Source organism: Erythrobacter sp. EC-HK427 (assembly GCF_902498745.1).
Lineage (GTDB): Bacteria > Pseudomonadota > Alphaproteobacteria > Sphingomonadales > Sphingomonadaceae > Alteraurantiacibacter.
On the sequence record NZ_LR701479.1, the window covers coordinates 2,548,317 to 2,571,991 of the forward strand.

The 23,675-nt window shown below is 62.4% G+C and carries 20 protein-coding genes and 3 pseudogenes; 6 read left to right on the forward strand and 17 right to left on the reverse strand.

All coding sequences use genetic code 11. The annotated features are described in order from the left end of the window. The first annotated feature begins 93 nt into the window (after window positions 1-93). Window positions 94-981, forward strand: a complete 888-nt coding sequence (locus GC121_RS12530) for a DUF2167 domain-containing protein (protein WP_151974846.1) — start codon at window positions 94-96, stop codon at window positions 979-981. Here GC121_RS12530 and ychF read toward each other — a convergent pair. After that, window positions 971-2,071 carry a redox-regulated ATPase YchF gene (ychF, locus tag GC121_RS12535; RefSeq protein WP_151974848.1) on the reverse strand — a complete coding sequence of 367 codons (1,101 nt, stop codon included), beginning with the start codon at window positions 2,069-2,071 and terminating at the stop codon, window positions 971-973. The two genes, GC121_RS12530 and ychF, sit on opposite strands and share 11 nt — an antisense overlap. A 132-nt stretch (window positions 2,072-2,203) precedes the next feature. Between ychF and GC121_RS12540 the strand changes: the two genes are divergently transcribed. Then, window positions 2,204-3,322: a tetratricopeptide repeat protein gene (locus GC121_RS12540; RefSeq protein WP_151974850.1), complete on the forward strand. Its 1,119-nt coding sequence runs from the start codon at window positions 2,204-2,206 to the stop codon at window positions 3,320-3,322. On the opposite strand, the gene pth is transcribed toward GC121_RS12540, so the two are convergent. From pth to GC121_RS12575, 7 genes are all read right to left on the reverse strand, one after another. After that, window positions 3,319-3,888, reverse strand: a complete 570-nt coding sequence (pth, locus tag GC121_RS12545) for an aminoacyl-tRNA hydrolase (RefSeq protein ID WP_151974852.1) — start codon at window positions 3,886-3,888, stop codon at window positions 3,319-3,321. The genes GC121_RS12540 and pth overlap by 4 nt on opposite strands. Window positions 3,889-3,980: 92 nt before the next feature. Beyond that, window positions 3,981-4,604: a 50S ribosomal protein L25/general stress protein Ctc gene (locus GC121_RS12550; protein ID WP_151974854.1), complete on the reverse strand. Its 624-nt coding sequence runs from the start codon at window positions 4,602-4,604 to the stop codon at window positions 3,981-3,983. Window positions 4,605-4,706: 102 nt separating this feature from the next. After that, on the reverse strand, window positions 4,707-5,648 hold the full coding sequence (locus tag GC121_RS12555) for a TraB/GumN family protein (protein WP_151974856.1): 942 nt from the start codon (window positions 5,646-5,648) through the stop codon (window positions 4,707-4,709). Then, complete coding sequence (locus GC121_RS12560; RefSeq protein WP_151974858.1) at window positions 5,588-6,523, reverse strand: TraB/GumN family protein; 936 nt, start codon at window positions 6,521-6,523, stop codon at window positions 5,588-5,590. Before GC121_RS12560 ends, GC121_RS12555 begins: the two co-directional genes overlap by 61 nt. Before the next feature lie 38 nt (window positions 6,524-6,561). Continuing rightward, complete coding sequence (locus GC121_RS12565) at window positions 6,562-6,990, reverse strand: hypothetical protein (RefSeq protein ID WP_151974860.1); 429 nt, start codon at window positions 6,988-6,990, stop codon at window positions 6,562-6,564. Next, the gene (locus tag GC121_RS12570) at window positions 6,974-7,171 is read right to left on the reverse strand and encodes a helix-turn-helix transcriptional regulator (protein ID WP_151974862.1); all 198 of its coding nucleotides are present in this window, start codon (window positions 7,169-7,171) and stop codon (window positions 6,974-6,976) included. Before GC121_RS12570 ends, GC121_RS12565 begins: the two co-directional genes overlap by 17 nt. A 233-nt stretch (window positions 7,172-7,404) precedes the next feature. Then, window positions 7,405-8,379, reverse strand: coding sequence for a TraB/GumN family protein (locus GC121_RS12575; protein WP_199857854.1), 975 nt, complete (start codon window positions 8,377-8,379; stop codon window positions 7,405-7,407). A 95-nt stretch (window positions 8,380-8,474) separates the two neighbouring features. On the opposite strand from GC121_RS12575, the gene GC121_RS12580 reads away from it, so the two are divergent. Together GC121_RS12580 and glyS are read left to right on the forward strand one after the other, a co-directional pair. After that, a complete protein-coding gene (locus GC121_RS12580; RefSeq protein ID WP_151974866.1) occupies window positions 8,475-9,374 on the forward strand; it encodes a glycine--tRNA ligase subunit alpha in 900 nt (299 codons plus the stop codon). Beyond that, window positions 9,371-10,585: pseudogene (glyS, locus tag GC121_RS12585) on the forward strand (glycine--tRNA ligase subunit beta); the annotation flags it as partial. The gene GC121_RS12580 and the pseudogene glyS, both read left to right, overlap by 4 nt. Before the next feature lie 39 nt (window positions 10,586-10,624). Here glyS and GC121_RS15875 read toward each other — a convergent pair. Then, window positions 10,625-10,742: pseudogene (locus GC121_RS15875) on the reverse strand (glycine--tRNA ligase subunit beta); the annotation flags it as partial. Between the two features lies 1 nt (window position 10,743). On the opposite strand from GC121_RS15875, the pseudogene GC121_RS12595 reads away from it, so the two are divergent. Further along, a pseudogene (locus tag GC121_RS12595) lies at window positions 10,744-11,126 on the forward strand (OmpA family protein); the annotation flags it as partial. A 101-nt stretch (window positions 11,127-11,227) separates the two neighbouring features. Here the strand turns inward: GC121_RS12595 and dnaE are convergent. The 8 genes from dnaE to recG all read right to left on the reverse strand — a co-directional run bounded on the left by dnaE (window position 11,228) and on the right by recG (window position 23,339). After that, window positions 11,228-14,695 (reverse strand): DNA polymerase III subunit alpha, encoded by a 3,468-nt coding sequence (dnaE, locus tag GC121_RS12600; protein WP_151974868.1) that lies wholly within the window; start codon window positions 14,693-14,695, stop codon window positions 11,228-11,230. 63 nt (window positions 14,696-14,758) lie between these two features. Beyond that, window positions 14,759-15,106: a hypothetical protein gene (locus tag GC121_RS12605; RefSeq protein ID WP_151974870.1), complete on the reverse strand. Its 348-nt coding sequence runs from the start codon at window positions 15,104-15,106 to the stop codon at window positions 14,759-14,761. A gap of 65 nt (window positions 15,107-15,171) precedes the next feature. Then, complete coding sequence (locus tag GC121_RS12610) at window positions 15,172-15,735, reverse strand: hypothetical protein (protein WP_151974872.1); 564 nt, start codon at window positions 15,733-15,735, stop codon at window positions 15,172-15,174. A gap of 16 nt (window positions 15,736-15,751) precedes the next feature. Further along, entirely contained in the window at window positions 15,752-16,426 is a 675-nt protein-coding gene (locus GC121_RS12615) for an ABC transporter ATP-binding protein (protein WP_151974874.1), read from the reverse strand. Then, window positions 16,419-17,660: a lipoprotein-releasing ABC transporter permease subunit gene (locus tag GC121_RS12620; RefSeq protein WP_151974876.1), complete on the reverse strand. Its 1,242-nt coding sequence runs from the start codon at window positions 17,658-17,660 to the stop codon at window positions 16,419-16,421. The genes GC121_RS12615 and GC121_RS12620 overlap by 8 nt, the downstream gene beginning before the upstream one ends. 86 nt (window positions 17,661-17,746) lie before the next feature. After that, the gene (locus tag GC121_RS12625; protein WP_151974878.1) at window positions 17,747-19,516 is read right to left on the reverse strand and encodes a DUF885 family protein; all 1,770 of its coding nucleotides are present in this window, start codon (window positions 19,514-19,516) and stop codon (window positions 17,747-17,749) included. A gap of 63 nt (window positions 19,517-19,579) precedes the next feature. Next, window positions 19,580-21,169, reverse strand: a complete 1,590-nt coding sequence (locus GC121_RS12630) for an amino acid permease (RefSeq protein ID WP_151974880.1) — start codon at window positions 21,167-21,169, stop codon at window positions 19,580-19,582. Window positions 21,170-21,272: 103 nt separating this feature from the next. Next, the gene (gene recG, locus GC121_RS12635) at window positions 21,273-23,339 is read right to left on the reverse strand and encodes an ATP-dependent DNA helicase RecG (protein WP_151974883.1); all 2,067 of its coding nucleotides are present in this window, start codon (window positions 23,337-23,339) and stop codon (window positions 21,273-21,275) included. A gap of 47 nt (window positions 23,340-23,386) precedes the next feature. Here recG and GC121_RS12640 point away from each other — a divergent pair, with 47 nt between their 5' ends. Beyond that, window positions 23,387-23,656, forward strand: a complete 270-nt coding sequence (locus GC121_RS12640) for a succinate dehydrogenase assembly factor 2 (protein WP_151974885.1) — start codon at window positions 23,387-23,389, stop codon at window positions 23,654-23,656. Window positions 23,657-23,675: the final 19 nt, after the last annotated feature.

Below are 23,675 nucleotides of genomic sequence, written 5' to 3' on the forward strand. Positions count from 1 at the left end.
CGGGCGGGAAGCGGGTTGCCGTTTCCCGCCCTTTCTGTCTTTCCCGCGCATTCGTGCACCGCATGGTAAGCCTTGGCTGGTAAGGGAGCGCGGATGTTCCGCTGGTTCCTTCTTTGCACGCTGCTGCTCGGCTGGCTTGCCGCACCGCTCCACGCGCAGGGCGTGGCGGGCGCGCCGCTTTCGCCGCGCGGCGGGGTGATTGCGCTGCCAGAAGCGCAGGCCAGCATCGATCTCGGTGAAGCCTACGACTTTTACGGCCCCGCCGATACGCGCCGCATCCTCGTCGAAATGTGGGAAAACCCGGCGCGCGAGGCCGAGGGCGTGCTCGGCCTTATCATGCCGCGCGGAAGCTCACCGCAGCAGCGCGGCTGGGGTGCTATCGTGACGTGGGAGGACATCGGCTATGTGTCTTCGGAAACCGCGCGTGATGCCGATTATGACGCATTGCTCGGCCAGATGCAGGCCGCGGTACGCAGCGGCAATGCCGGGCGGCGGGCCGATGGCTACACCAATGTGCAATTGCTCGGGTGGGCACAGCGGCCCGAGCATGACAGCGTGGCCAATACCGTCACCTGGGGGAAAGAGTTCACCTTTTTCGATGGTGAACCCAATACGCTGCATTATGATCTGCGTGTTCTCGGCCGCAACGGGGTGCTCAGCCTCAATGTGGTGGGCAGCATCGAGCAACTGCCCGAAATCCGCAGTGCCGCGCAGGATCTCGGCCGCCGAACACGGTTTGATCCGGGCGCGCGCTACGCCGATTTCGATGCCGAACGCGACGAAGTGGCGGGCTATGGCATCGCCGGACTGGTGGCGACCGGAGCGGGGGTGGCGATTGCCAAGAATGTCGGCGTGTGGGCGCTGTTCGCCAAGCTGTTGCAGCCACTGGGCATCGCCCTGCTGATCCTCGCCGCCGCGCTGGCGACGCCGATGCGCAGACTTTTCGGCAAGAAAGCCAGCGACGCGCGCGCTACACGTTGAACTTGAACAGCAACACGTCGCCATCCTGCACGACGTATTCCTTGCCTTCCTGTCGCAACTTTCCCGCTTCCTTGGCCGGGACTTCCCCGCCAAGCGTGACATAGTCGTCAAAAGCAATGGTTTCGGCGCGGATGAAACCGCGTTCGAAATCGGTATGGATCTCGCCAGCCGCCTGCGGGGCCTTAGCGCCATCGGGGAATGTCCATGCCCGCGCTTCCTTCGGGCCTGCGGTGAAGAAGGTCTTGAGGCCGAGTAGCTGGTATCCGGCGCGGATCACGCGGGCGAGGCCGCTTTCGGTGAGGCCCAGATCGGCGAGAAATTCACCGCGATCTTCCGGCGCCATCTGCACCAGTTCGGCTTCGATTGCAGCGGAAACGACCACCGCCTGCGCACCCTCTGCCTGGGCCTTTTCGAACACACGCTGTGACAGCGCATTGCCCTCGGCCGCCTCGTGCTCGGCCACATTGCAGACATAGAGCACCGGCTTGGCGGTGAGCAGCTGCGCCTGACGCAGCAGCCGCGCTTCCTCGTCATCATTGGGCTCGGTCAGCCGCGCGGGCTTGCCGTCGCGCAGCAGGGCGAGCGCTTGGCCCAGCACGCTGGCGAGCGCCTTGGCTTCCTTGTCGCCCGCAGTGGCCCGCTTGGCGGCATTGTCGACGCGCTTTTCCAGACTCTCAAGATCGGCGAGCATCAGCTCGGTTTCCACCACTTCGGCATCGGCAATCGGATCAACCTTGTTGGCGACGTGCTGGATATCGTCATCCTCGAAGCAGCGCAGCACATGGACGATGGCATCGACCTCGCGGATATTGCCGAGGAACTGGTTGCCAAGCCCTTCGCCCGCGCTCGCGCCCTTTACCAGACCGGCAATGTCGACGAAGCCGAGCTGGGTGGGAATGATCTTCGCGCTTTTGGCAATCGCCGCAATCTGGTCGAGCCGCGGATCGGGCACCGAGACCTGTCCGACATTCGGCTCGATCGTGCAGAACGGATAATTCGCCGCCTCGGCAGCCTGCGTTTCGGTGAGCGCATTGAACAGGGTGGACTTGCCGACATTGGGCAGGCCAACGATCCCGCAGCGGAATCCCATCAGTTTTACCTTTGTTTGAGTATGTGTTGCGCCGCGCCTTAGCGGCAGGCTGGCGCTTTTGCCAGCACGGCGCACATCTTGCGTTTGGCAGTTTCACCGAATTTTTCCAGTTTTGCGATACATCCCGCGCCCATGACACACACACCCTTCTTGCGGCTGGCGCTCGCCGCCGCTGCAACCGCCTCGCTTGCCGCCTGTTCGCTGTTCTCCGATCCGGTGGAGCAGGCGCAGGAAGCCTTTGCCGCGCAGGACTATTTCGCCGCGCGCGATCATGTTCTGGCGGCGCTGGAGGCAGATGGCGAGGATGTCGCGGCATTGGAACTGTTCGCGCGCATCCAGTTGGCGATGGGGCTGGGGGCGGAGGCCATAGCGACGCTCGACCGGCTTGCCACCGCCAATGGCTTGCCGGAAGACGGCGCGGTGCTGCGGGCCGAGGCCTTGCTGCAAACCGGCGAGCGCGAAGCGGCGCTGGAGCTGCTCGAAGGCGAGGAAAGCGCAGAAAGCTGGCGCTTGCGCGCACTGGCAGCGATCATGGCGGATGATCCGCAAGGCGCGGCAGAGGCGTTCATGGCCGGTCGCGACGCGCCGGGTGACCAGACCAAGCTCTACACCGCCGCTGCAACCTTCCACCTCGATCGCGGCAATGCCGATGCGGCGCGCTTTGCCGTTGCCCGCGCGCAGGAATTGGCCCCGCAAAGTATCGAAACGCTGTTCGTGACCGCACGCCTGGCGCAAATGGACGGTCAGGCGGAACTGGCCGCGCGCGCTTACATGGGCATTCTGGAGCTGTCGGAGAACGACCGGCCGGCACTGCTCGGCGCGATTTCGCAGCTCGACCGACTGGGCAGGCTCGACCTTGTCCGTCCGCTGGTAGCGCGGGGCAGGGCAGCCTATCCGACCGATATCGAGTTTATCTACCTCGATGCCAGCGTGCTGGCCTTTGACGGTAACTGGCAGGCCACCCGCGACCTTTTGCAGCAGAATGAAGCGGCGGTGGCCGATCATGACAACGCGCGCGGCCTGTACGGGCAGGCGCTGCTCAATCTGGGGCAGGTGGAACTGGCGCGAGCGCAGGTCGAGCCGCTGGTCAACCGCTTTCCCGATAACGCCGCCTATGCGCGTATCCTTACCGAGATCTATCTGGCAGCGGGCGATGCGGCACAGGCGCTGCGGGTGATCCAGCCCTTCGCGGCGCGCAGCAATGCCGAACCGGTTGACCGCGAACTGGCGGAGCGTGCTTCGCGCGGTTAGTCCTGCATCCTGAGCGCGTAGTCGCTCATAAACCGCGCATCGTCACCCTTGGCGAGCCAGTCAGCTTCGGCACCAATGGCGCCGAGCATGGCGACCAGATCGTCCATCTCGGATTTGGCGTAATTGCCCAGCACATGGCCGTGCACCCTGTCCTTATGACCGGGATGGCCGATGCCGATGCGCACGCGGCGGAACTCCGCGCCGCAATGCTGGTCGATGGAACGCAGGCCGTTATGCCCGGCATGGCCGCCGCCCTGCTTCACCTTGATCCTGAACGGCTCCAGATCAAGCTCGTCATGGAAGACGGTGAGTGCGTCTGTCTCCAGCTTGTAGAAGCGCAGCGCCTCACCCACCGCGCGGCCGCTCTCGTTCATGAAGGTGGCGGGCTTCAGCAGCAGCACTTTCGCCCCGCCGATGCGTCCTTCCTTCGCCCAGCCCTGGAACTTCTTCTGCACCGGCCCGAAATCGTGCATTTCAGCCAGCACATCGCACACCATGAAGCCGACATTGTGCCGGTGCATGGCATATTTGGGACCGGGATTTCCGAGGCCTGCCCAGATCTGCATGGCGTTCCTCTAAAGGTCGGGAGCACAAATGCAAACGCCGGCCCCATCGGAGCCGGCGCAGCATAATGTCCGTTTGACAGGAAAAGGAGAGCTTACTCGCCTTCGTCAGCCTCACCGGCGCTCGCGGCTTCGCCTTCAGCGCGCTTGAGCGCGGACGGAGCAACGACGGTGGCGATGGTGAAATCGCGGTCGGTAATCGCGCTGGCCGAACCTGCGGGCAGGGTCACCGCGCTGATGTGGATCGAATCGCCGACTTCGAGGCCGGTAACGTCGATCTCGATTTCGCCCGGAATCTTGTCTGCATCACAGACCAGTTCCAACTCGTGACGGACAACGTTCAGCACGCCGCCCTTCTTCAGGCCGGGGCTGGCTTCTTCGTTGATGAAGATCACCGGAACCGAGACGTCGATCGTGGAATCCTTGGAAAGACGCAGGAAGTCGGCGTGGATCGGGCGATCCTTCACCGGGTCGAACGCCACATCCTTGGGAAGCGTGCGGACAGTGGCGCCATCAACGTCGATCATCACGATCGAGTTCATGAAGTGCCCCGTCATCAGCTGCTTCATCAGCGCCTTTTCTTCGACGTGGATTGTGGTGGGTTCTTCATTGCCGCCATAGATAACGGCGGGGACGCGGCCTTCACGACGCAGCGCACGGGAGGCTCCCTTGCCAGCCCGTTCGCGCAGCTCGGCCGACAGGTTCAGAGCGTCGCTCATAAATCATGCCTTTCGGTTGCTTGATACAGCTCTCCCGTCACGCCTCCAGGGATGACCATGACGGGGGAGGCGCGCCTTTAGCAGCAATGGTGGCAATTGCAACTACTGGATGCGGCGCACTGTATAGCCTTGCGCGGCGAGCAAAGCCGGCACGCCGCTATCGCCCAGCATATGGCCGGTTCCCACCGCAACCAGCAGGTCGGCATCAGGCCGCTCCGCGTGCAACGCGACGATATCCGCGACATAATTCGCATTGCGCCGGTCAAGCAGACGGCTCTGCAAATCGGCATTGCCGCGAAACCCCTGCGTGATGGACGCCTCCAGCGCGGCCAAATCGCCGGTCAGCCAGGCCATGACCCGCTCCTCTCCTGCCGCGCAGCCGCGTTCATTGGCCACTGACATCAGCAGATCGGCCTGCGCCGCATCGGGCAGAGCATCGAAAATGGCGAACTGTTCGGCGAAACTTTCGAGCGAACGCACATCAGGCACGGCATCGAGCAAAGCGCGATCCACGCCGTTTTGCGAGCTGGTGCAGCGCTTGGCATTGCCCAGTTGCAGGGCCGCTGCCCAGTTTTCGGTGTGGATCATGCTGTCAGGATCGATCTCCGCCAGATCGAGCGCGGCGGCAAGCGCGGCGCGGTCGGCGGCGGGGACGCGGTCGAGCAGCGGCACCGGCTCCAGATCATAGGCGCGGGCAAAAAACTCGCGCTCGGCGCTGTCGCTATCGTCCAGATTGGCGATTTCGACCAGCAGGATCTCGCTGGCCGCGATCGCCTCGACCAGCGCGGGCGTGCGCCAATCCGCACCATCGGGCAGCGAATGGATCGTCCCGAACAGAAAAGCGCGCTCGCCATCGGGGCCGGTCGCTTCCCACAGGGCAGGGGAGGGCTCGGGCCAGTCGCGCGCCGGAGCCTCGCCATCAACGCCAGAGGCGCCGCAGCTTGCCAGCCACAGCGCCCCCAGTGTCGCAAAGAGAATGCGGATCAGTATTCTACACGCTCCGTCATAATGCCGCGCTCGGCAAGGAAGTCCTGCACGGTGTATTCGCCTGCAAGATGGCCTGCGCCCACCGCGATGAACACGGTGCCGGGCTGATCCATGCGATCATCAATCCATCCGGCCCAAGCTTCGTTCCGGCGGCTGAGGATAATATCGTAAACAATGGGATCATCCATCTGTTCGTTCAAGATGGCAGCAAGTCCTTCAGCATCACCAGAAATCCACTCAGTCACCATTTGCTGGAACACGCCATCGATATTTTCGAAATCGTTCCAGCCTTCGATCCCCGCATCAAGAAAGTCCAATTGCGACTCAATCGGCATAGTGTCGAAGAAACCCAATTGTTGTTCAACGGTTTCCAGCGCGGCCCGCTCCTTTCCATCGATCATCGTATCCAGCACCATTTCAACGCCGTCATTCGGGTCGTAGCCAGCCCGCATCATCGACTGCTGCATCATCACGAAGCTGACAAACCAGGGCTCAAACCGGTCAAACGCTGCGACGGGAAGTTCGAGATCTGCCATGGCAGCTTCGTACTCGGCGCGATTTTCGTCTGTCATAAGCTCGCGCAAGGACTGTTCGCCTTGCAGAGTGGCGAGGCTCATCTGCAACTGGATGAACTCCATTGCTTCAGGCGACGGCGCTTCGCCGCTCGCCGGATCGAATTGCGCAATTTGGCTGGTGTCGATTTCCGACACGAACTGGTCAGAGCTTGCCAGCGCTTCCGCAACAGTCGGCTGGAGCCAGTCGAGCCCTTCGGGCAGCACGTGGACGGTGCCGAACAGATAGATTGTCGTGTCCTCATCCTGCGCTACCCACAAAGCGGGGCCGCTCGGCGCTTCCTGCGCCAGCGTGGTGGTGGGGAACGCGCAGGCCGACAGGGCGAGGGCGGAAGCGGAGATGATGAGTTTCTTCAACATAGGTAAGCTCCTTTGGGGGGGATGGGTGGGAATTCAGATCAACGGAAATTGAGTTTGCGCAGGCCGTAGGCAAGGCCGACCGACGCCATAAAAACGAACAGGGCTTCGATACCGGTTGGTGCTCTGGTGAGGTCGATTTCCGATAGGAACCACCAGCCACCGATGACCGGAACGCCTATGTGAATTCCGATCAAATTGGCCCAGAGGTTGTCCATCAGATCGAGCTCATCAATCCGGCGGTAATAGTCGAAGGAAAACCAGACGAAGCCGAGGAGCACGATAGCCCCTGCCAGCAGCGGCACCCAGAGCGGGAGTTCGCCATCGAGGAAGGCACCGGAGGCAAAGCCGCTCACCAGTCCTGCGACCAGCGAGGCGAGCATTGCGAGGCCGAAATACCGCCAGAAATTGCGCCTGCGCTGGCGCTCGCGCGCCTCTCCGCTCAGCGCGGTGTCAATTTTGTCCGTCATCGAAAATCTCCTCGATTGGCATTTCGAACAACCGCGCAATGCGGAAAGCGAGGGGGAGCGAGGGGTCGTGCTTGCCGGTCTCGATGGCATTCACCGCCTGCCGCGAGACATCGAGGTGCCCGGCAAGTTCCGCCTGGCTCCAATCCCGCATGGCACGCAGCACTTTGAGCTTGTTGTTCATCCTGACGGACGCTCCACTTCACCAGATAGTCAAAGCAACCGTTCTTTTTGTCAGGTTGCCCTGACTTTATGTCTTATCAAGTTGCGCTAGTCAAGTCTCCCTGACAAAAAGACGCAATAGCATGACTTGGGGGGAGCCAAGCTTCTGATTTCCAGAGGAAACAGGATTTTTAAGAAGCACCACGCGAGAACCGGCGCAAAAGCGCCTCGGGCCGAATCTACAGCCCGAATCGTCTACTCGATTCGCTGCGCCACCAGCCCGCGCGCTTCGAGCATTTCGAGCAGCGAGGCATCGCCTTCAAAGTGCCCCGCACCCACGGCAAGCAGGATCGTGCCCGGCTCTTCCAGCTTGGCTTCAACCCATTCGGCCCATTGCGCATTGCGGCGGTCGAGCAGATTGACCGAAAAGGCATCGTTGATCGCGCCATCGCCGAAGCCGAGATCGAAATCATCGGCCACAATGCCGCGTGCCCAATTGTGCTCGGCCTCCCAGAAGGCATCGCCGGTCACCTCGACATAGTCCGCATCATAGAAGGAGGCGACCTGCTTGCCGTCCCACGCTTGCAAACGGCTATCCAGTTCGGCGAGGAGATTGTCGCCATCCATCCGGATGAGGCTGTACATCACCGCGCCCGAATCCTCGATCGCGAAGATCGGGCGGTTGCTCGCGCGGAACTCGCGCTCCAGCACCGTTTCCACACCGTATAGATAGGATGAGGCAAACGCCGCCTCGCCCGTTATCGTACCCATGGTGAGCAAAGCGAGCAGCAGCGGCATTTCGTCCACGGTGGCGAAATCCTGCCCCGACAGGTGCACCAACTGCCGCCAGCGCTCGGCGCCTTCGGCAGAAAGCCGGTCCGACGTCAGCTCGCGGCGGGAAAGCCGTTCCACCAGCTTGGTATCGACATCGACCGCTTCCAGCGACAGGTCGAAATCGGTGGTCTCCAGATACAGCGCGTCGGCCTCCGCGATCACGCTTTCAAGCCGCTCGCTGCGCCATTCGAACCCGCGCGGCAAAGCGTGGAACGTGCCGAGCATATAGATCGTCGTGTCCTCGTCCGCGAGCACCCACATCGCCGGATCGGGATCGTAATCCTGCGTGAAGCCATAGGGGTTGGCCTGCGTCTCCTGCGCGGCGGCGGCGTGCGGAAGCAGCAGAAAAGCGGCAAGGACTGGGGCGAGGGCGGGGGCGAGGAAAGTGCGCAGCATAAACAGCATAACGCCCTGCAAATCCGCCCTCTGTCAAGCGCCTTCGCGGTTGCGGCATTGACGGTTTGCAAGGCTTGAGCCATTGCGCCCGTCCTATGGAACGCAATCCGCAAAAATCCTTCCAGGACATGATCCTTGCGCTGCACGATTTCTGGAGCGCGCAGGGCTGTCTCATCCTGCAACCCTACGATATGCGCATGGGCGCAGGCACGTTTCACACCGCCACCACTCTGCGCGCGCTGGGGCCGGAGCCGTGGAGCGCCGCTTTCGTCCAGCCTTGCCGCCGCCCGACCGATGGCCGCTATGGCGAAAACCCCAACCGGCTGCAGCATTATTACCAGTATCAGGTGATCCTGAAGCCTTCGCCGCCGGACATTCAGGAGCTTTATCTCAAGTCCCTCGAAGTGATCGGTATCGATCCGCTGCGCCACGATATCCGCTTTGTCGAGGACGACTGGGAATCGCCCACGCTCGGCGCATGGGGGCTGGGCTGGGAAGTGTGGTGCGACGGGATGGAAGTCACCCAGTTCACCTATTTCCAGCAGATGGGCGGCTTCGACTGCAAGCCGGTGGCGGGCGAATTGACCTACGGGCTGGAACGGCTCGCGATGTATATCCAGGGCGTCGACAACGTCTACGATCTCGACTTCAACGGGCGCGGCGTGTCCTACGGTCAGGTCTTTCTCGAAAACGAGAAGCAGATGTCGAAGTGGAACTTCGAAGTTGCCGATACCGATGCGCTGTTCGACCTGTTCGGCAAGGCGGAGGCGGAGTGCCGCCGCTCGCTCGACAATGCTGTGCCGATTGCCGCCTATGAACAGGCGGTCGAGGCGAGCCACATCTTCAACCTGCTGCAAGCGCGCGGCGTGATCAGCGTGCAGGAACGCGCCAGCTACATGGCCCGCGTGCGCGATCTGGCGCGCGGTTCCTGCGAGAAATATGCCGAGGTGATGACCTCGCAATGGCAGGCGAAATATCCGGAGTGGGTGCTGTGAGCGACTTCCTCCTCGAACTGCGCTGCGAAGAAATCCCCGCGCGGATGCAGGCTGGCGCGCGTGGCGAACTGGAAAAACTCTTCCGCCGTGAAATGGAGGCTGCCGGAGTTTCGGTGGGCGATCTCTCCGTCTGGTCGACGCCGCGCCGTCTTACGCTGATTGCCCGCGATCTGCCCGAGGCGACCGAGGCCGTCTCCGAAGAGGCTAAAGGCCCGCCGGTCGGCGCGCCCGACCAAGCGGTTGAGGGCTTCTGCCGCAAGCTGGGCATCACCCGCGACGCGCTCGAAATGCGCGATGTGAAGGGGCGGGAGACATACTTCGCCGTTATCGACACGCCGGGCAGGCCGATGCGCGATGTGCTCGCCGAAGCGATCCCCGCGGTTATCCGCGATTTCTCCTGGCCCAAATCGATGCGTTGGGGTGCGGCTTCGCTCAGCACCGAGAGTTTGCGCTGGGTGCGCCCGCTGTCGGGCATCGTCGCGCTGCTGGGCGATGCTGTGGTCGATTGCGAAGTGCATGGCATTGCGAGCGGGCGGGAGACCTTCGGCCACCGCTTCCACTCCACCGGCGCGATAACCCTCGCCAATGCGGATGAATATGCCAGCAAGCTGCGCGCCGCCCATGTCACTGTCGACCACGAGGAACGCGCCGCGATCATCCGCGAAGGCGCGGCGAAGGTCGCTGCGGACGCTGGCCTCACACTGGTCGAGGATGAGGGGTTGGTGATCGAGAACGCCGGCCTCACCGAATGGCCCGCGCCGCTGCTCGGTCGGTTCGACGAGGACTTCCTCGATGTGCCCCCCGAAGTCATCCAGCTCACCGCGCGGGTGAACCAGAAGTATTTCGTATGCACTGCTCCCCTCCCGCCTGCGGGAGGGGCTGGGGGAGGGCCTGTAACCCACCCCGCCGCAAGTGACAGTCCCTCCCTTAACCCCTCCCGCAAGCGGGAGGGGGACTTGGCCAACGCCTTTATCTGCACCGCCAATATCGACGCAGTTGATCCCGCCGTGGTGGTGGACGGCAACCGAAAGGTGCTCGCCGCGCGGCTGTCCGATGCGCGGTTCTTTTGGGAGCAGGACAAGAAGGTTCCGCTGGCAGAACACGCGAAGAAGCTCTCGCGGATTACCTTCCACGAGAAGCTTGGCACCGTCGCCGACAAGGTGGAGCGCGTCGCAAAGCTGGCGCGGTGGCTGGTGGAAGAGGGGATTGTCAAAGAATCTCCCCTCCCCACGGGGGAGGGGAGATTCTTTGACAATCCCCTCTTCCACCAGCCACCGCGCCAGCTTTGCGACGCGCTCCACCTTGTCGGCGACGGTGCCAAGCTTCTCGTGGAAGGTAATCCGCGAGAGCTTCTTCGCGTGTTCTGCCNCGCCGCCTCCCCCGCCGCCGCCTGTGGTTGCGTGTGAGACCGGCCCGTACATCGTGTTCTTCGATTGGGACGAGTCGACCATTACGCCGGAAGCGGCCAACGTGCTCAACAGCGCCGTCAGCGCATACAGCAACTGCGGCACCGCCCGCGTCATGCTCGCCGGTCACGCTGACCGTTCGGGTTCGGCGCAGTACAACGTAGGCCTCTCGCAGCGTCGTAATGCCGCTGTGCAGCAGTACCTCACCGGCCGCGGCATCCCGGCTGCGCGCATCATGAGCGAAGCCTTCGGCGAAACGCAAAACCGCGTTCCCACCGCTGATGGTGTCCGTGAGCTGCAAAACCGCCGTGTGGAAGTGACCTACGGCCCGGGTTCGGGCATGTAATCACTGCCAACCGATGGCATAAGAAAGGGGCCGGAGGAGCAATCCTCCGGCCCTTTTTCTATGCTTGAATGAAAGCTCGCGTGCCGCTGCGGACTGCCCGCTTATGCAACCAGGCGCAAGTGTCCCGCGCCGCGAATGGGCTCAATGCGGAGATCGCGCAAACCTTCGACGGTTTCGAGGCGGTCCAACAAGGCGCTCCCCAGCTTATAGTCCCGGCCCAACAGCACTAGCGGATCATGTTCCTCGCCAAGGGGAAGCCGCACGCGCACCTCGCCATGTCCCGCGCGACCCGGTTCGAGCACTTCGCAAAGCCGAGCCAAGGCTTCGGCGGTCTCGACCGTCGCATGGAGCTGCATCTTCTGCGCGCTCGTCACGTCGGCAAGCGGACGGGCGCCGCGCACCGTCACCCGCGGAGGATCATCCGGATTGGGCGAATCGAGCTCGACATTGAGCAGCACGCAGGTGCCATCCGCCGCCCATTGGACGAAGCTATCCACGAGCGACTCTTCAAAACAGGCCGCACTGAACTGGCCGGACGAATCGCTGAAATCGGCGCGAATGAACGCCGCCCCGCGCTTGGTGCGTCCCTTGTTCACGCTTTCCACCATCGCCGCCATTACCGCCGGTTGCCGCCCGCCACCGCAGCCGCTTTCCAAAAGTGACGCATAGCTGCGCGCGCCATTGGCGGAGGCGATCTCCTTGAACTCGGCCACCGGATGCTCGGCAAAATAGAAGCCGAAATTGAGCCGTTCCTGTTCCATCTGCTCGCCGCGCGACCAGGGAGCGACCTCATGCAGCTTCAGCGTTGGCTCGGCATGGTCTTCGCCGCCAAACAAGCCTGCCTGTCCGCTCGCCTTCTCGCGATTGGCGGCGTCCGCCACGGCGAGGAGCATATCGGCATTGGCAAGGATTTTGGCGCGGTTCGGCTCCAGCGTGTCGAATCCGCCTGCTCCCGCCAGACTTTCCAATTGCTTGCGGTTCATCGCCCCGTGCGGCAACCGGCGGAAGACATCTTCCAAGCTCTCGAACGGGCCATGGGCCATCCGCTCTGAAACGACCTGTTCCATTGCCTTCTCGCCGACATTGCGGATGCCCGCGAGAGCATAGCGCACCGCCCAGCCTTCCTCGTTCTGCTCAACGGCGAACTCGGCTTCGGAGGCGTTGATGCAGGGTGGCAGCAGCGCGATGCGATTGCGCCGTGCATCGTCGACGAACACCGCCAGCTTTTCCGACTGGTGCATATCGAAGCACATGGAAGCCGCGTAAAATTCTTCCGGATAATGCGTCTTCAGCCACGCCGTCTGGTAACTGAGTAAGGCGTAGGCGGCGGCGTGCGACTTGTTGAAGCCATATCCGGCGAACTTGTCGATCAAGTCGAACAGAGCGTTTGCTTCGGCCTTCGCGATGCCGGAGACTTCGAGGCACCCGTCGCAAAAACGTGCGCGCTGCTGGTCCATCTCAGCCTGATTCTTCTTGCCCATCGCGCGGCGCAACAGATCGGCATCGCCCAGTGAATAGCCCGCCAGTATCTGCGCGGCGAGCATCACCTGTTCCTGATAGACGAAGATCCCATAGGTCTCTTCCAGAATGCCTTCCAGCTTGGGATGCGGGTATTCGATCGGCACTTCGCCCGCCTTGCGCTTGCCGAACAGCGGGATGTTGTCCATCGGGCCGGGTCGATAAAGCGAGACGAGCGCGATAATGTCTTCAAACTTGGTTGGCTTCACCGCCGTCAGCGTGCGCCGCATCCCTTCGGATTCGAGCTGGAACACGCCTACCGTGTCACCGCGCTTGAGCAACTCGAACACGCCCGGATCGTCCCAAGCCAGCGTATCGAGATCAACCGCAATCCCACGCCGCTCCAGCAAATCGCAGGCCTTGCGCAGCACGCTCAGCGTTTTGAGGCCGAGAAAGTCGAACTTCACCAGCCCCGTATCCTCGACATTCTTCATGTCGAATTGCGTCACCGGCATATCCGAACGCGGATCGCGGAACAGCGGGACGAGCTGGCTTAGCGGCCGGTCCCCGATCACCACGCCGGCAGCGTGGGTGGAGGAATTACGCGGGAAGCCCTCCAATTGCATCGCCAGATCGATGAGGCGTTTCACCTCGCTGTCATTGTCATATTCGCGTTTGAAATCCGCCGCACCATTCAATGTGCGCGGCAGCGTCCACGCGTCGGTCGGGTGGTTGGGCACCATCTTGGTCAGCCGGTCGACCTGCCCATAGGGCATTTGCAGGATGCGCCCGGTATCGCGCAGAACCGCGCGCGCCTTCATCTTGCCGAAGGTGATGATCTGCGCGACCTTGTCCTTGCCATACCGATCTTGCACGTAACGGATCACTTCGCCGCGCCGCGTTTCGCAGAAGTCGATATCAAAGTCGGGCATCGAAACGCGCTCGGGATTGAGGAAGCGTTCGAACAGCAGGCCAAGTCGCAGCGGATCGAGATCGGTGATTGTCAGCGCCCAAGCAACCAGCGAACCCGCACCCGAACCGCGCCCCGGCCCCACCGGAATACCCTGCGCCTTCGCCCATTTGATGAAGTCGGCAACGATCAGGAAGTAGCCGGGAAAGCCCATATTGCGGATGATGCCGACCTCGTAATCGAGCCGCTCATCATACAGCTTGCGCTCCTCTGCGGTCAGCCCCTCATACAGGGCAAGGCGCGCGTCGAGTCCCTTGCGCGCATCCTCCTCCAGCATCCGTGCCTCGCCTTCCTGATCGCCTGCGAGGCTGGGCAGGATCGGTTTACGGCGCGGGGGAGCGAAGCCGCAACGCTGGGCGATGACGAGGGTGTTGGCGGAGGCCTCGGGCAAATCCGCGAACAGCTCTTCCATCACGCTGGCGTGTTTGACGTAGGCTTGCTTGTTGGAGGTCGGCCGGTCGGCGCTGTCGATCTGCGAGGAATGGGCGATGCAGAGCATGGCATCATGCGCGCTGTGCTGGTGTGGCTCGGCGAAATTGGCAGGGTTCGTGGCTACCAGCGGCAGGTTCTGCGCAAAGGCAAGGTCGATCAGGCCCTGCTCCGCCGCTTCCTCCACCGGATTACCCCGCCGCGCCAGTTCGACATAGAGCCGCCCGGGGAACAACCCGGCCAGTCGCTGCGCCAGTTCATGCGTGCGCCGCTCTTTGCCATCGGCGAGCAACCGCGTCAGCGCGCCTTCGCTTGCGCCGGTCAGCGCGATCAGCCCGTCCGTATGCCCTTCCAGATCGGCCAGGGTGACGTGCGGCTCCAATTCCAGCGGGCGGTCAAGATGCGCGCGGCTGACGAGGTGGCAGAGGTTGTTCCACCCATCCTCATCCTGCGCATAGAGCGGCAGGTAATCCACCGCCTCGCCCTCACTGCGTTGCAAGCCGAGGAGCGTCCCGATGACCGGCTGCACCCCCTCTGCCAATGCCGCGCTGGCGAACATGGAAGAGGCGTAGAGGCCGTTGCGGTCGCAAATCGCGATGGCGGGAAAGCCGCGTTCCTTGGCCAGTTTGGCAATCGCCTTGGGATCAATCGCGCCTTCCAGCATCGAGTAACTGGAGACGATACGCAGCGGGACAAAGGGTGCAAAAGCCATGACCGTAATATGCGTCCCGCCCCCGGATTCGCCAAGCCCGGCGATGGAGAAGCGCGGGCAAAACTAGGCTTCGGTCGTTGCCTCTTCTGCCTTGGCTGCGGCAATTTTGGCGCGCGTCTGGCGCACCTGCGAAATCGCACCCCAAATCACCAGCACGGCGAGAAAAATCCAGACCCATACCGGAATATTGTTCCCGACAATGGCAAGATAGATATAGGCGGAAACGAAGAAGAACCCTGCCGACATGATCGGAAACACGGTCGATTTGCCCGCCCGCGCATTCTTTACCAGCCATCCGATGGAGGCGATGAAGAACGGGATTGCGCCGACATAGATCGCGCCGAAAATCCACGGATTGACCCCGTATTCGCTGCCGAGCGACAGGAACCAGTCGGATAGTGCTTCAATCATGCTTGCTTCCTCCTTTGCGGGGAAGGTTCGCGCCGCAGCGCGCTTTGGTTACGCAGGCCCAGCGCCTATTGCGGCGGATAGGGGGTGTAGATGAGATCGAACGAGACCTGCCAACTGGTGCCCTGGTCGCTGCTCGCCTCGCCCAATTGCCGTACCGTCCCGTCTTCGCGGTAGGTATAGGTCATGCGCACGAGGCGCGGCACACCATTGTTATCGGTACCCCAGAAGCCGGTAAGCACCATGGTGTCGCCCAGATCGCCCACCGGGCCGCCCTGGAAATGCACCCGCCCCGGAACGCCGCCAACCCATTGCTGGTGCCATACGCCGGTATCGGGCTCCAGCGTGGTCATGCTAACGCCCATCGGACCGTCCATCGGGGTGTAGGTCTCGCGGATCACGCAGCCTTCGGCCACGCTTTCGATATGGTTCATAGCGAAAGGCAGGGCTTCGCCATTGTTCGCTACCGTCCAGCGGCCGATCCAGAAGTCGAAAGCGCGAAACTCGATGCCGTCGCATGAAGCCTTGGCGGGCTGCGAACCTTCGGCGTCTTCGCCCGCACCGTTCTCGTCCTGCGCCATAGCGGCGGGGGCGGCGAGCAGTGCAGCGGCGGTGAGAAGTGCTTTCATCATGGACATGGGTTTCCCCCTATTCGATCCGTCCTTCGTGCAGGCGTACCACACGATCCATCCGTGCGGCGAGGCCTTCATTATGCGTGGCGACCAGCGCGGCGCTGCCCTGCCCGCGCACCAGTTCGAGAAATTCACCCAACACTCGGTCGGAGGTTTTCTCGTCCAAATTGCCTGTCGGTTCATCCGCCAGCACCAGCTGCGGCTTGTTGGCGAGCGCGCGGGCTACGGCGACGCGCTGCTGCTCACCGCCCGATAGCTTTGCGGGCCGGTGATCGAGCCGGTGTTCCAATCCCAATGCGCTAAGCAGCGCCCGCGCCCGCTCGGCAGCATCGGGCCGCGCAGTGCCGACCAGCAGCTGCGGCATCATCACGTTTTCAAGCGCGGTGAAATCGGGCAGCAGATGGTGGAATTGGTACACGAACCCCAGATGATCGCGGCGCAAGACGGTGCGCGCAGCCCCGTCGAGCGCGCTTGCATCGTTGCCAGCTATCTCGATCTTGCCCGAAAAGCCGCCTTCCAGCAGACCCACGGCTTGCAGCATCGTCGATTTGCCCGAGCCCGACGGGCCGAGCAGCGCCACGATCTCGCCCGGCGCAATTTCCAAATCGACCCCGCGCAGCACTTCGATGGTGACGTCGCCTTGCGTAAAGCTGCGCGCCAGGCCGGTGAGTTTGACAACCGGACTACTCATAACGCAGCACCTCCACCGGATCGGTATTCGCCGCGCGATAGGCGGGATAGAGCGTCGCAAGGAAGCTCAGCCCCATAGCCATGCCGACAATCATCAGCACCTCTCCCGGATCGGTGCGCGCGGGCAATTCGGTGAGGAAGCGCACCGAAGGGTCCCACACATTCACGCCGAAAACATTGCTGAGGAACTTCGCAATTCCGTTGCGGAAGAACAGCACGATGAAGCCCAGCGCAAGCCCGGTCAACGTGCCGATCACGCCCACGACCGAACCGGTGGTGACAAAGATCTTCATGAGGCTGCGCCGCGTCGCGCCCATGGTGCGGATGATGGCGATATCGCGGGTTTTGCTGCGCACCAGCATCACCAGCGAGGACAGGATATTGAATGCCGCCACCAGCACGATGATCGAGAGGGCAAAGAACATCGCCACCCGCTCTACCTGTAAGGCTTCGAACAGCGAGGCGTTCATCTGCTGCCAATTGGTGACAATCGCCTGCGAAGCGAGCCGATCTTTCACCGGCGCGAGAATTTCATCGACGCGATTCGGGTCTTCGGTTTGCACTTCGATCATGCTGATCGCATCGCCGGTCAGCAGCAGTTCCTGCGCTTGCGGGATCGGCATGACGACAAACCGCTCGTCAAAATCATACAGGCCGACTTCAAACACAGCGGTGATGGTGTAGCCGATCTGGCGCGGCACGGTGCCGAACGGCGTGGTGCGGCCCTGCGGATTGAACACGGTCAGCGTGTCGCCCAGCCGCAGGCCCAGATTGCGCTGGAGCTGCGAGCCGATGGCGATATTGCGCTCGCCGTTTGAAAGCGTCGCAAGATCCCCGGCGACGAGGTTTTCCGCCATCTGGCCGATATCTTCATCGGTCTGCCCGCGCACGAAGACCACTTCGGTGCGGCCATTATAGGATGCAGCAAGCGGCTGCTCGATCATTGGCGAGGCATCGATAACGCCTTCGGTCGCGCGGATTTCTTCCAGCACGCTCTCCCAGTTTTCGAGCCGCCCGCCATAGGCCTGCACCACAGCGTGACCGTTCAGCGCAGTGATGCGGTCAATCAGCTCGGCACGGAAGCCGTTCATCACGCTCATCACGATCAGCAACATGGCGACCGAAAGCGCGACCACGGTGATGGAAATGCCCGCCACCAGCGCAATAATCGCCTCGCTGCGGCCGGGCAGCATATAGCGTCTGGCGATAGACCATTCGAATGGGGATAGGATCACGGTGTTCAGACTACCTTGTGTGACGTAACCGCGCTTTAGGAAGCGCCACCTTGCCCTGCAATGAAAATGGCGGCGCTGTGCTCGCCTTATTGTGCAGTTTCGGCCAATTCAGAAGCGATCCAGCGATCCACATGCGCTTCGAGCACGTCGAGCGGCACCGATCCGTTTTCAAGAATGGTGTCATGGAAGGCGCGCAAATCGAAGTTCTCGCCCAGCATCTCTTCCGCCCTTGCGCGCAATTCGCGGATCTTCAGTTCGCCCAGCTTGTAAGCCAGCGCCTGCCCCGGCCAGGTGATGTAGCGGTTGACCTCGGCATTGATATTGCCCTCGGAGAGCGCGGTGTTTTCGAGCATGAAATCAACCGCCTCCTGCCGCGTCCAGCCCAGCGCGTGGATGCCGGTATCGACCACCAGACGGCTTGCGCGCCACATTTCGTAGGACAGACGCCCCATCTCCTCGGCGGGGGTGTCATACAACCCCATTTCGATGCCAAGCCGCTCCGAATAGAGGCCCCAGCCCTCGATAAACACAGTGAAAAACGTGCCATTGGCGCGCAGCGGGTGGATGTCGAGTTCCTGCTGCAAAGCGATCTGGTGGTGATGCCCCGGCACTGCTTCGTGCACGCCCAAGGCAGGCAGTTCCCACAAGGGACGCTGGTCAAGCTCGGTCAGGTTGAGGCGGTAAATCCCCGGCTGTCCGGTGGCGATCGAACCCGGCTCATAATAGGCGGTGGTGTTGCCCGGCGCATTGGCCGCAGGGATCGGCTGCACCGTATAGGGCAGGCGCGGCAGGCGGCCGAACAGGCGCGGCATCCACCCGTCAATCTCTTTCGCCAGCGCCTGCGTATATTGCAGATAGCTCGCCTCATCCGTCGGATAATACTGCGGATCAGTGCGCAGATGCTCAATATAGGCCTCGCGGCTGGCAAAGCCCGCCGATGCTGCCACTGCCTCCATTTCCGCACGGATGCGCGCGACTTCGGACAGGCCGAGATCGTGCACCTCCTGCGGAGTCATCTCGGTCGTGGTGAAGCTGCGCACGCGGTAGGCGTAATAGTCCTGCCCACCCGGTGTGCCGCCAATGCCGGGTGCCGCGTCGGTGCGGCAATTGGGCGCGTATTCGGTGATGTAGAAGTCCGCGAAGTTTTGCAGGCCAGCAAAGGCCCCGTCCGCAATCGCTTCCCGGCCGCGCACCACCAGATCGCTCCAGACATCTTCGGCAATGGTGGACGGGCGCTCAGCAAAGGCGCTCCACCAGACCGAGTCCTCGGGTGTCTCCGCGAGCAGGCCGGTGATCGAATTTTCGTAGCCCTGCATCGGCTCGCAAGGCTGGGTCAGCCCCAGTTCGATGGCGCGCTCGCTGCGCTCGATCACGTTTTCGACATAGGCAGGAAACGCCTCCAGCCGCCCGATATAGCTTTCGTAATCGGCGGCGGTGAACAGCGGTGAGCCATAGGGCAACCCCGCAATCGCCCCCTGCGGCCCGCCGCGATTGGTGAAGGCGATATACTGCGTGTGCGGATAGGTGGCGGCTTCCAGCTCGTCGTCAAAACTGCGCAGCATCAGCGCATGGTCAATTTGCAAATTGGCGGGTAAGCTGGCGGGATCGATGGCAAGCAACCGCGCACGGAAGGCAGCGGTTTCGGCGAGCAAACGTTCGCTGCCCGCGAGCGAATTGTCACCCAGCAACCCATCCCCCCGCCGATCCCCCAGACTGGTGGCAAGCCCCGGCGAGTTGTCCAGCGTCCACTCCCACACCTCTTGGCGTAGTTCGGTGAAATCCTGCTCGGCACTCTGCGCAAGGGCAGGCTGCGCAATCACGGAAAGCGCCGTTGCGGCAAGAAGGGTGCGGATCATAAAAAGTCTCCCGGAAATCGCTTTCCGGGAGACTAGACGAGCTGCAATCGAAGGCAAGTGGCCCTAGCCGGACTTGCCGTCGGCTGGCGGATGGATCGGGACCATGGTCTCTTCGCCACCGATATCGTCCACCACTTCAACAATACCGCGCCCAAGATGGCTGCGGCTGCGTCCGTAAGCGAAGTATATCACCAGGCCGATAGCGGCCCAGATCGGCAGTACCAAAATGGCCTGATAGGGCAAGCTCAGATAAAGCCACAGACACCCCGCCATAGTCAACGGCGCGATGATCCACACCCCAGCCATCTTGAACGGTCGGTGGCGCGTCGGATCCTTCTTGCGCAGCACCATCACTGTCACGGCCACCATGAAGAAGGCGTAGAGCGTTCCCGCATTGGCATAGTCCGCCAACAATCCGACCGGGAAGAAGGCCGCGCCAACAGCGACAACCAGACCGGTCATGATGGTCACGATGTGCGGCGTCTTCCACTTGGGATGCACCGTACTGAGGCGTTCGGGCAGCAGGCCGTCACGGCTCATCACGAAGAAGATGCGGGTTTGCGCAAAGATCAGCACAAGGATGACCGAAGGAAGGGCGAGGAAGGCCGCAATACCGAGCATATTGCCGATAGTGCCGAAGCCGATCTGCCGCAGCACGTGGGCCAGCGCTTCGTCCGAACACACGAGCATGCCCGAATAGGCGGGCAAGGCACACTGGCGCGCCAGCTCTTCCGATCCCGCGGGGAAGGGAATGCCGTTCGGGCCCATGATTGGCTGGCCGCCAATCGTGCCAACCGCGCCTGCCACCACAAGGATGTAGAACACGGTGCAGACCAACAACGAACCGATAAGGCCAAATGGCACGTTCTTTTGCGGGTTCTTGGTTTCCTCTGCCGCGGTCGAAACCGCGTCAAACCCGACATAGGCGAAAAAGATCGTGGCGGCGGCCCCCACCGCGCCAATCCCGCTGCCAAACCCCCCATCAAGCCCGGCGGGAAGGAAGGGGTTGAAATTCGCCATATCGAACTCGGAACTGGTCAGCGTCAGGCCTATGAAGGCGAGCAGCGCGCTGATTTTGATCGCCACCAGCACCGCGTTCACTTTCGCGCTTTCCGATGTGCCGACAACCAGCAAAGCAGTCACCAGCAGTGCGATCACCAGCGCAGGCAAGTTGATAAAACCGCCCGGTGCGCCGCCCAAAGCCAGCGGCCCTGCGGCAAGCCATGCTGGCAAAGATATCCCGAAAAACTCTTGTAATATCGTCCCGCTGAAATAGCCCGACCATCCGACCGAAACCGCACTGGCGGCAACGGCATATTCGAGGATGAGCGCCCAGCCCACGGTCCACGCCATGAACTCGCCCATCGAAGCATAGCTATACGTGTAGGCCGATCCCGCCACCGGGATCATGGAGGCGACTTCGGAATAGCACAGCGCCGCGACGATGCAGACTGCGCCCGCGATGATGAAGGCGAGCATAAGACCGGGACCGGCCTTTTGCGCGCCCGCAGCGGTGAGAACGAAAATGCCCGTGCCGATAATGCAGCCAATGCCGAACAGCATCAGCTGGATACCCGACAATGAGCGATGGAGCGATTTGCGCTCGGCCGTCGCAAGGATGGCGTCGAGCGGTTTAACCCGATCTAGTATCATGTTTTGATTGAACCCCATGGCTTGCCGCGAGACCCTCCCGCTCAACCAGCCACACCGCGTTGATTACGCCGATTTTTGCGCCGCGCAATCGGGATTCGACAGCCTACCCACCCCGCAAAGTCTGCACGCCCCAGTCGCGTTCCAACAAATACAGCACCACGCGCGCCGCCTGTCCCCGGGCGCTGTCCAGCCCGCCCTCCTGCTCCACCAGCATCTTGGCGTCGGCATTGGCGGTGTCGATCAGGCGGGACACTTGCTCCAGCGAGGCGATGGTGAAACCTTCCTCGCCTGATTGCCGCGTGCCGAGTAACTCGCCACCCCCGCGCAGACGCAGATCTTCTTCGGCGAGTTCGAACCCGTCTTGCGAGGATTTCATCAACTCAAGCCGCTTCTTGCCCGTCTCACTCAACTCGCTGGAGCGGAGCAGCAGGCAGGTCGACTTCTCACTCCCCCGCCCCACGCGCCCGCGCAATTGGTGGAGCTGTGCAAGGCCGAAGCGTTCGGCCTGCTCGATCACCATCAGCGTGGCGTTGGGCACATCGACCCCGACTTCGATCACCGTCGTGGCGACCAGCAATTTGGCCTCGCCTGAAGCAAAGCGCGCCATCCCGGCGTCTTTCAACTCGGGGGCGAGCTGGCCGTGCACCAGCACAGCGTCGTCACCGAACCGCACTTTCAACGCAGCGTAGCGCGCCTCGGCGGCGGCCAGATCGTCGGTCTCGCTTTCGGTGCCGCGCACCATCGGGCACACCCAATAGGCCTGCTGCCCGCTCGCCAAATGCCGCCCTACCGCCGCTGCGATATCTTCCAGCCTGTCCAAGGGGAGCACGCGGGTGTCTATGGCCTGCCGCCCCGGCGGAAGCTCGTCCAACCGGCTGACTTCCATCTCGCCGTGATTGGCCAGCACCAGCGTTCGCGGGATCGGGGTGGCGGTCATCGCCAGCGTGTGCGGTGTCACCCGGCCCTTTTGCGTCAGCATCAGCCGCTGCGACACGCCGAAGCGGTGCTGCTCGTCAATCACCACCAGGCCGAGATTTTTGTAGGCAACCGTGTCCTGAAAAATCGCGTGGGTGCCCACGACAATGTCGATGCTCCCGTCGAGCAGGCCCATCAGGATACTTTCGCGCGCCCTGCCCTTGTCGCGGCCCGTCAGGAGCGCGATTTCTACGCCTGTCGATGCGGCTAACTTGCGCAGGCTGTCGTAATGCTGGCGGGCGAGCAGTTCGGTGGGGGCCAACAAAGCGGCCTGAGCGCTTGCCTCCACCGCCACCAGCATCGCTTCCAGCGCGACCACCGTCTTCCCGGCGCCCACATCGCCTTGCAAAAGGCGGAGCATGGGGGATGGTCGCGCCATGTCCGCAGTGATCTCGGCAATGCTGCGCTGCTGCGCGCCGGTGAGCGGAAACGGCAGTTGCAGCTTGTCGCGCAGCGCGCCGGTGCCTTGCAAGACCTGGCCCTTACGCGCGCGGTTCTGTTGCCGCACCAGCATTAGCGCGAGGGCGTTGGCGAACAGTTCGTCATAGGCGAGGCGATCACTGGCTTTGGCGTTCTCGCCTGCATGGGCGGCAGCAATGGCTTCGCGCCATGACGGCCAGCCTTCACGCGCCAGCACGCCGGGTTCGATCCACTCCGCGAGGTCAGGTGCGCGTTCCAGTGCCTGCGTGGCCATGCCCGCAATCCGTGGCTGGGTTAGCCCTTCGGCAAGGCGGTAGATCGGCTCCACCATCTTGCCCATCGCTTCGGCGCTTTCTTCCGCCACATGATCGGGGTGTACGATCTGCAGCATCTGGTCATACTGGTCGAGCCGCCCTGCGACCCACCGCCGCGCGCCGACGGGAAGCTGCTTCTTCGCGGTAAAACTGGCTTTGCCGAAATAGGTGATCGTGCAGATATTGCCGGGCTCGTCGCGCGTAATCACCCGGTATGGCCCGCGCGGGGAACGGCTGCTGCGATGTTCGACAACGGTCAGGGCAATAAAGACGTTCTCCCCCACCTGCGCATCGTCGAGATCGCGCACCGCGCGCCGTATCACGAACCGGTCGGGCAGATGGAACAGCACATCGCGCACCCGCTCCAACCGTAATTTGGCGAGCGGCTTCTTCAGCTTCGGCCCGACGCCGTCGAGGCTGTCGATCTCGGCAAACAGCGGGTTGAGAATTTCGGGGCGCATGGATTGCCTCTAGCCGATTGCGCAGCGCATCGGTAGAAGGCCGCGCAATGACTTCCACCGATCTCACCACTCGCCTCGCCCGCGCCAAGTTCCGTGCCTGGCATCGCGGAACGCGCGAGGCCGATTATACCTTCGGCTGCTTCTTCGATACCTATCACGCCCAATGGAGCGCGAACGAGCTCGCTTGGTTCGAGGCCCTGCTGGACGAGGACGATGTGGATGTGATGGCATGGGCGCTCGGCACGCAGGAGCCGCCGGAAAATCTGCAAGGCAGCCAAATGGCGGCCTTGCGGAAACTCGATTATGTGAGCATTTGAGCGGCACCGCACCCCCATC

Excerpts from the sequence above, each read along its gene's own strand:
- GC121_RS12570 (WP_151974862.1), bottom strand. The coding sequence starts at position 7,171 with ATGAACAACAAGCTCAAAGTGCTGCGTGCCATGCGGGATTGGAGCCAG.
- ychF (WP_151974848.1), bottom strand. The coding sequence starts at position 2,071 with ATGGGATTCCGCTGCGGGATCGTTGGCCTGCCCAATGTCGGCAAGTCC.
- GC121_RS12565 (WP_151974860.1), bottom strand. The coding sequence starts at position 6,990 with ATGACGGACAAAATTGACACCGCGCTGAGCGGAGAGGCGCGCGAGCGC.
- GC121_RS12550 (WP_151974854.1), bottom strand. The coding sequence starts at position 4,604 with ATGAGCGACGCTCTGAACCTGTCGGCCGAGCTGCGCGAACGGGCTGGC.
- pth (WP_151974852.1), bottom strand. The coding sequence starts at position 3,888 with ATGCAGATCTGGGCAGGCCTCGGAAATCCCGGTCCCAAATATGCCATG.
- dnaE (WP_151974868.1), bottom strand. The coding sequence starts at position 14,695 with ATGGCTTTTGCACCCTTTGTCCCGCTGCGTATCGTCTCCAGTTACTCG.
- recG (WP_151974883.1), bottom strand. The coding sequence starts at position 23,339 with ATGCGCCCCGAAATTCTCAACCCGCTGTTTGCCGAGATCGACAGCCTC.
- GC121_RS12630 (WP_151974880.1), bottom strand. The coding sequence starts at position 21,169 with ATGATACTAGATCGGGTTAAACCGCTCGACGCCATCCTTGCGACGGCC.
- GC121_RS12640 (WP_151974885.1), top strand. The coding sequence starts at position 23,387 with ATGACTTCCACCGATCTCACCACTCGCCTCGCCCGCGCCAAGTTCCGT.
- GC121_RS12605 (WP_151974870.1), bottom strand. The coding sequence starts at position 15,106 with ATGATTGAAGCACTATCCGACTGGTTCCTGTCGCTCGGCAGCGAATAC.
- GC121_RS12625 (WP_151974878.1), bottom strand. The coding sequence starts at position 19,516 with ATGATCCGCACCCTTCTTGCCGCAACGGCGCTTTCCGTGATTGCGCAG.
- GC121_RS12530 (WP_151974846.1), top strand. The coding sequence starts at position 94 with ATGTTCCGCTGGTTCCTTCTTTGCACGCTGCTGCTCGGCTGGCTTGCC.
- GC121_RS12575 (WP_199857854.1), bottom strand. The coding sequence starts at position 8,379 with ATGCTGCGCACTTTCCTCGCCCCCGCCCTCGCCCCAGTCCTTGCCGCT.
- GC121_RS12540 (WP_151974850.1), top strand. The coding sequence starts at position 2,204 with ATGACACACACACCCTTCTTGCGGCTGGCGCTCGCCGCCGCTGCAACC.
- GC121_RS12560 (WP_151974858.1), bottom strand. The coding sequence starts at position 6,523 with ATGTTGAAGAAACTCATCATCTCCGCTTCCGCCCTCGCCCTGTCGGCC.
- GC121_RS12615 (WP_151974874.1), bottom strand. The coding sequence starts at position 16,426 with ATGAGTAGTCCGGTTGTCAAACTCACCGGCCTGGCGCGCAGCTTTACG.
- GC121_RS12610 (WP_151974872.1), bottom strand. The coding sequence starts at position 15,735 with ATGATGAAAGCACTTCTCACCGCCGCTGCACTGCTCGCCGCCCCCGCC.
- GC121_RS12580 (WP_151974866.1), top strand. The coding sequence starts at position 8,475 with ATGGAACGCAATCCGCAAAAATCCTTCCAGGACATGATCCTTGCGCTG.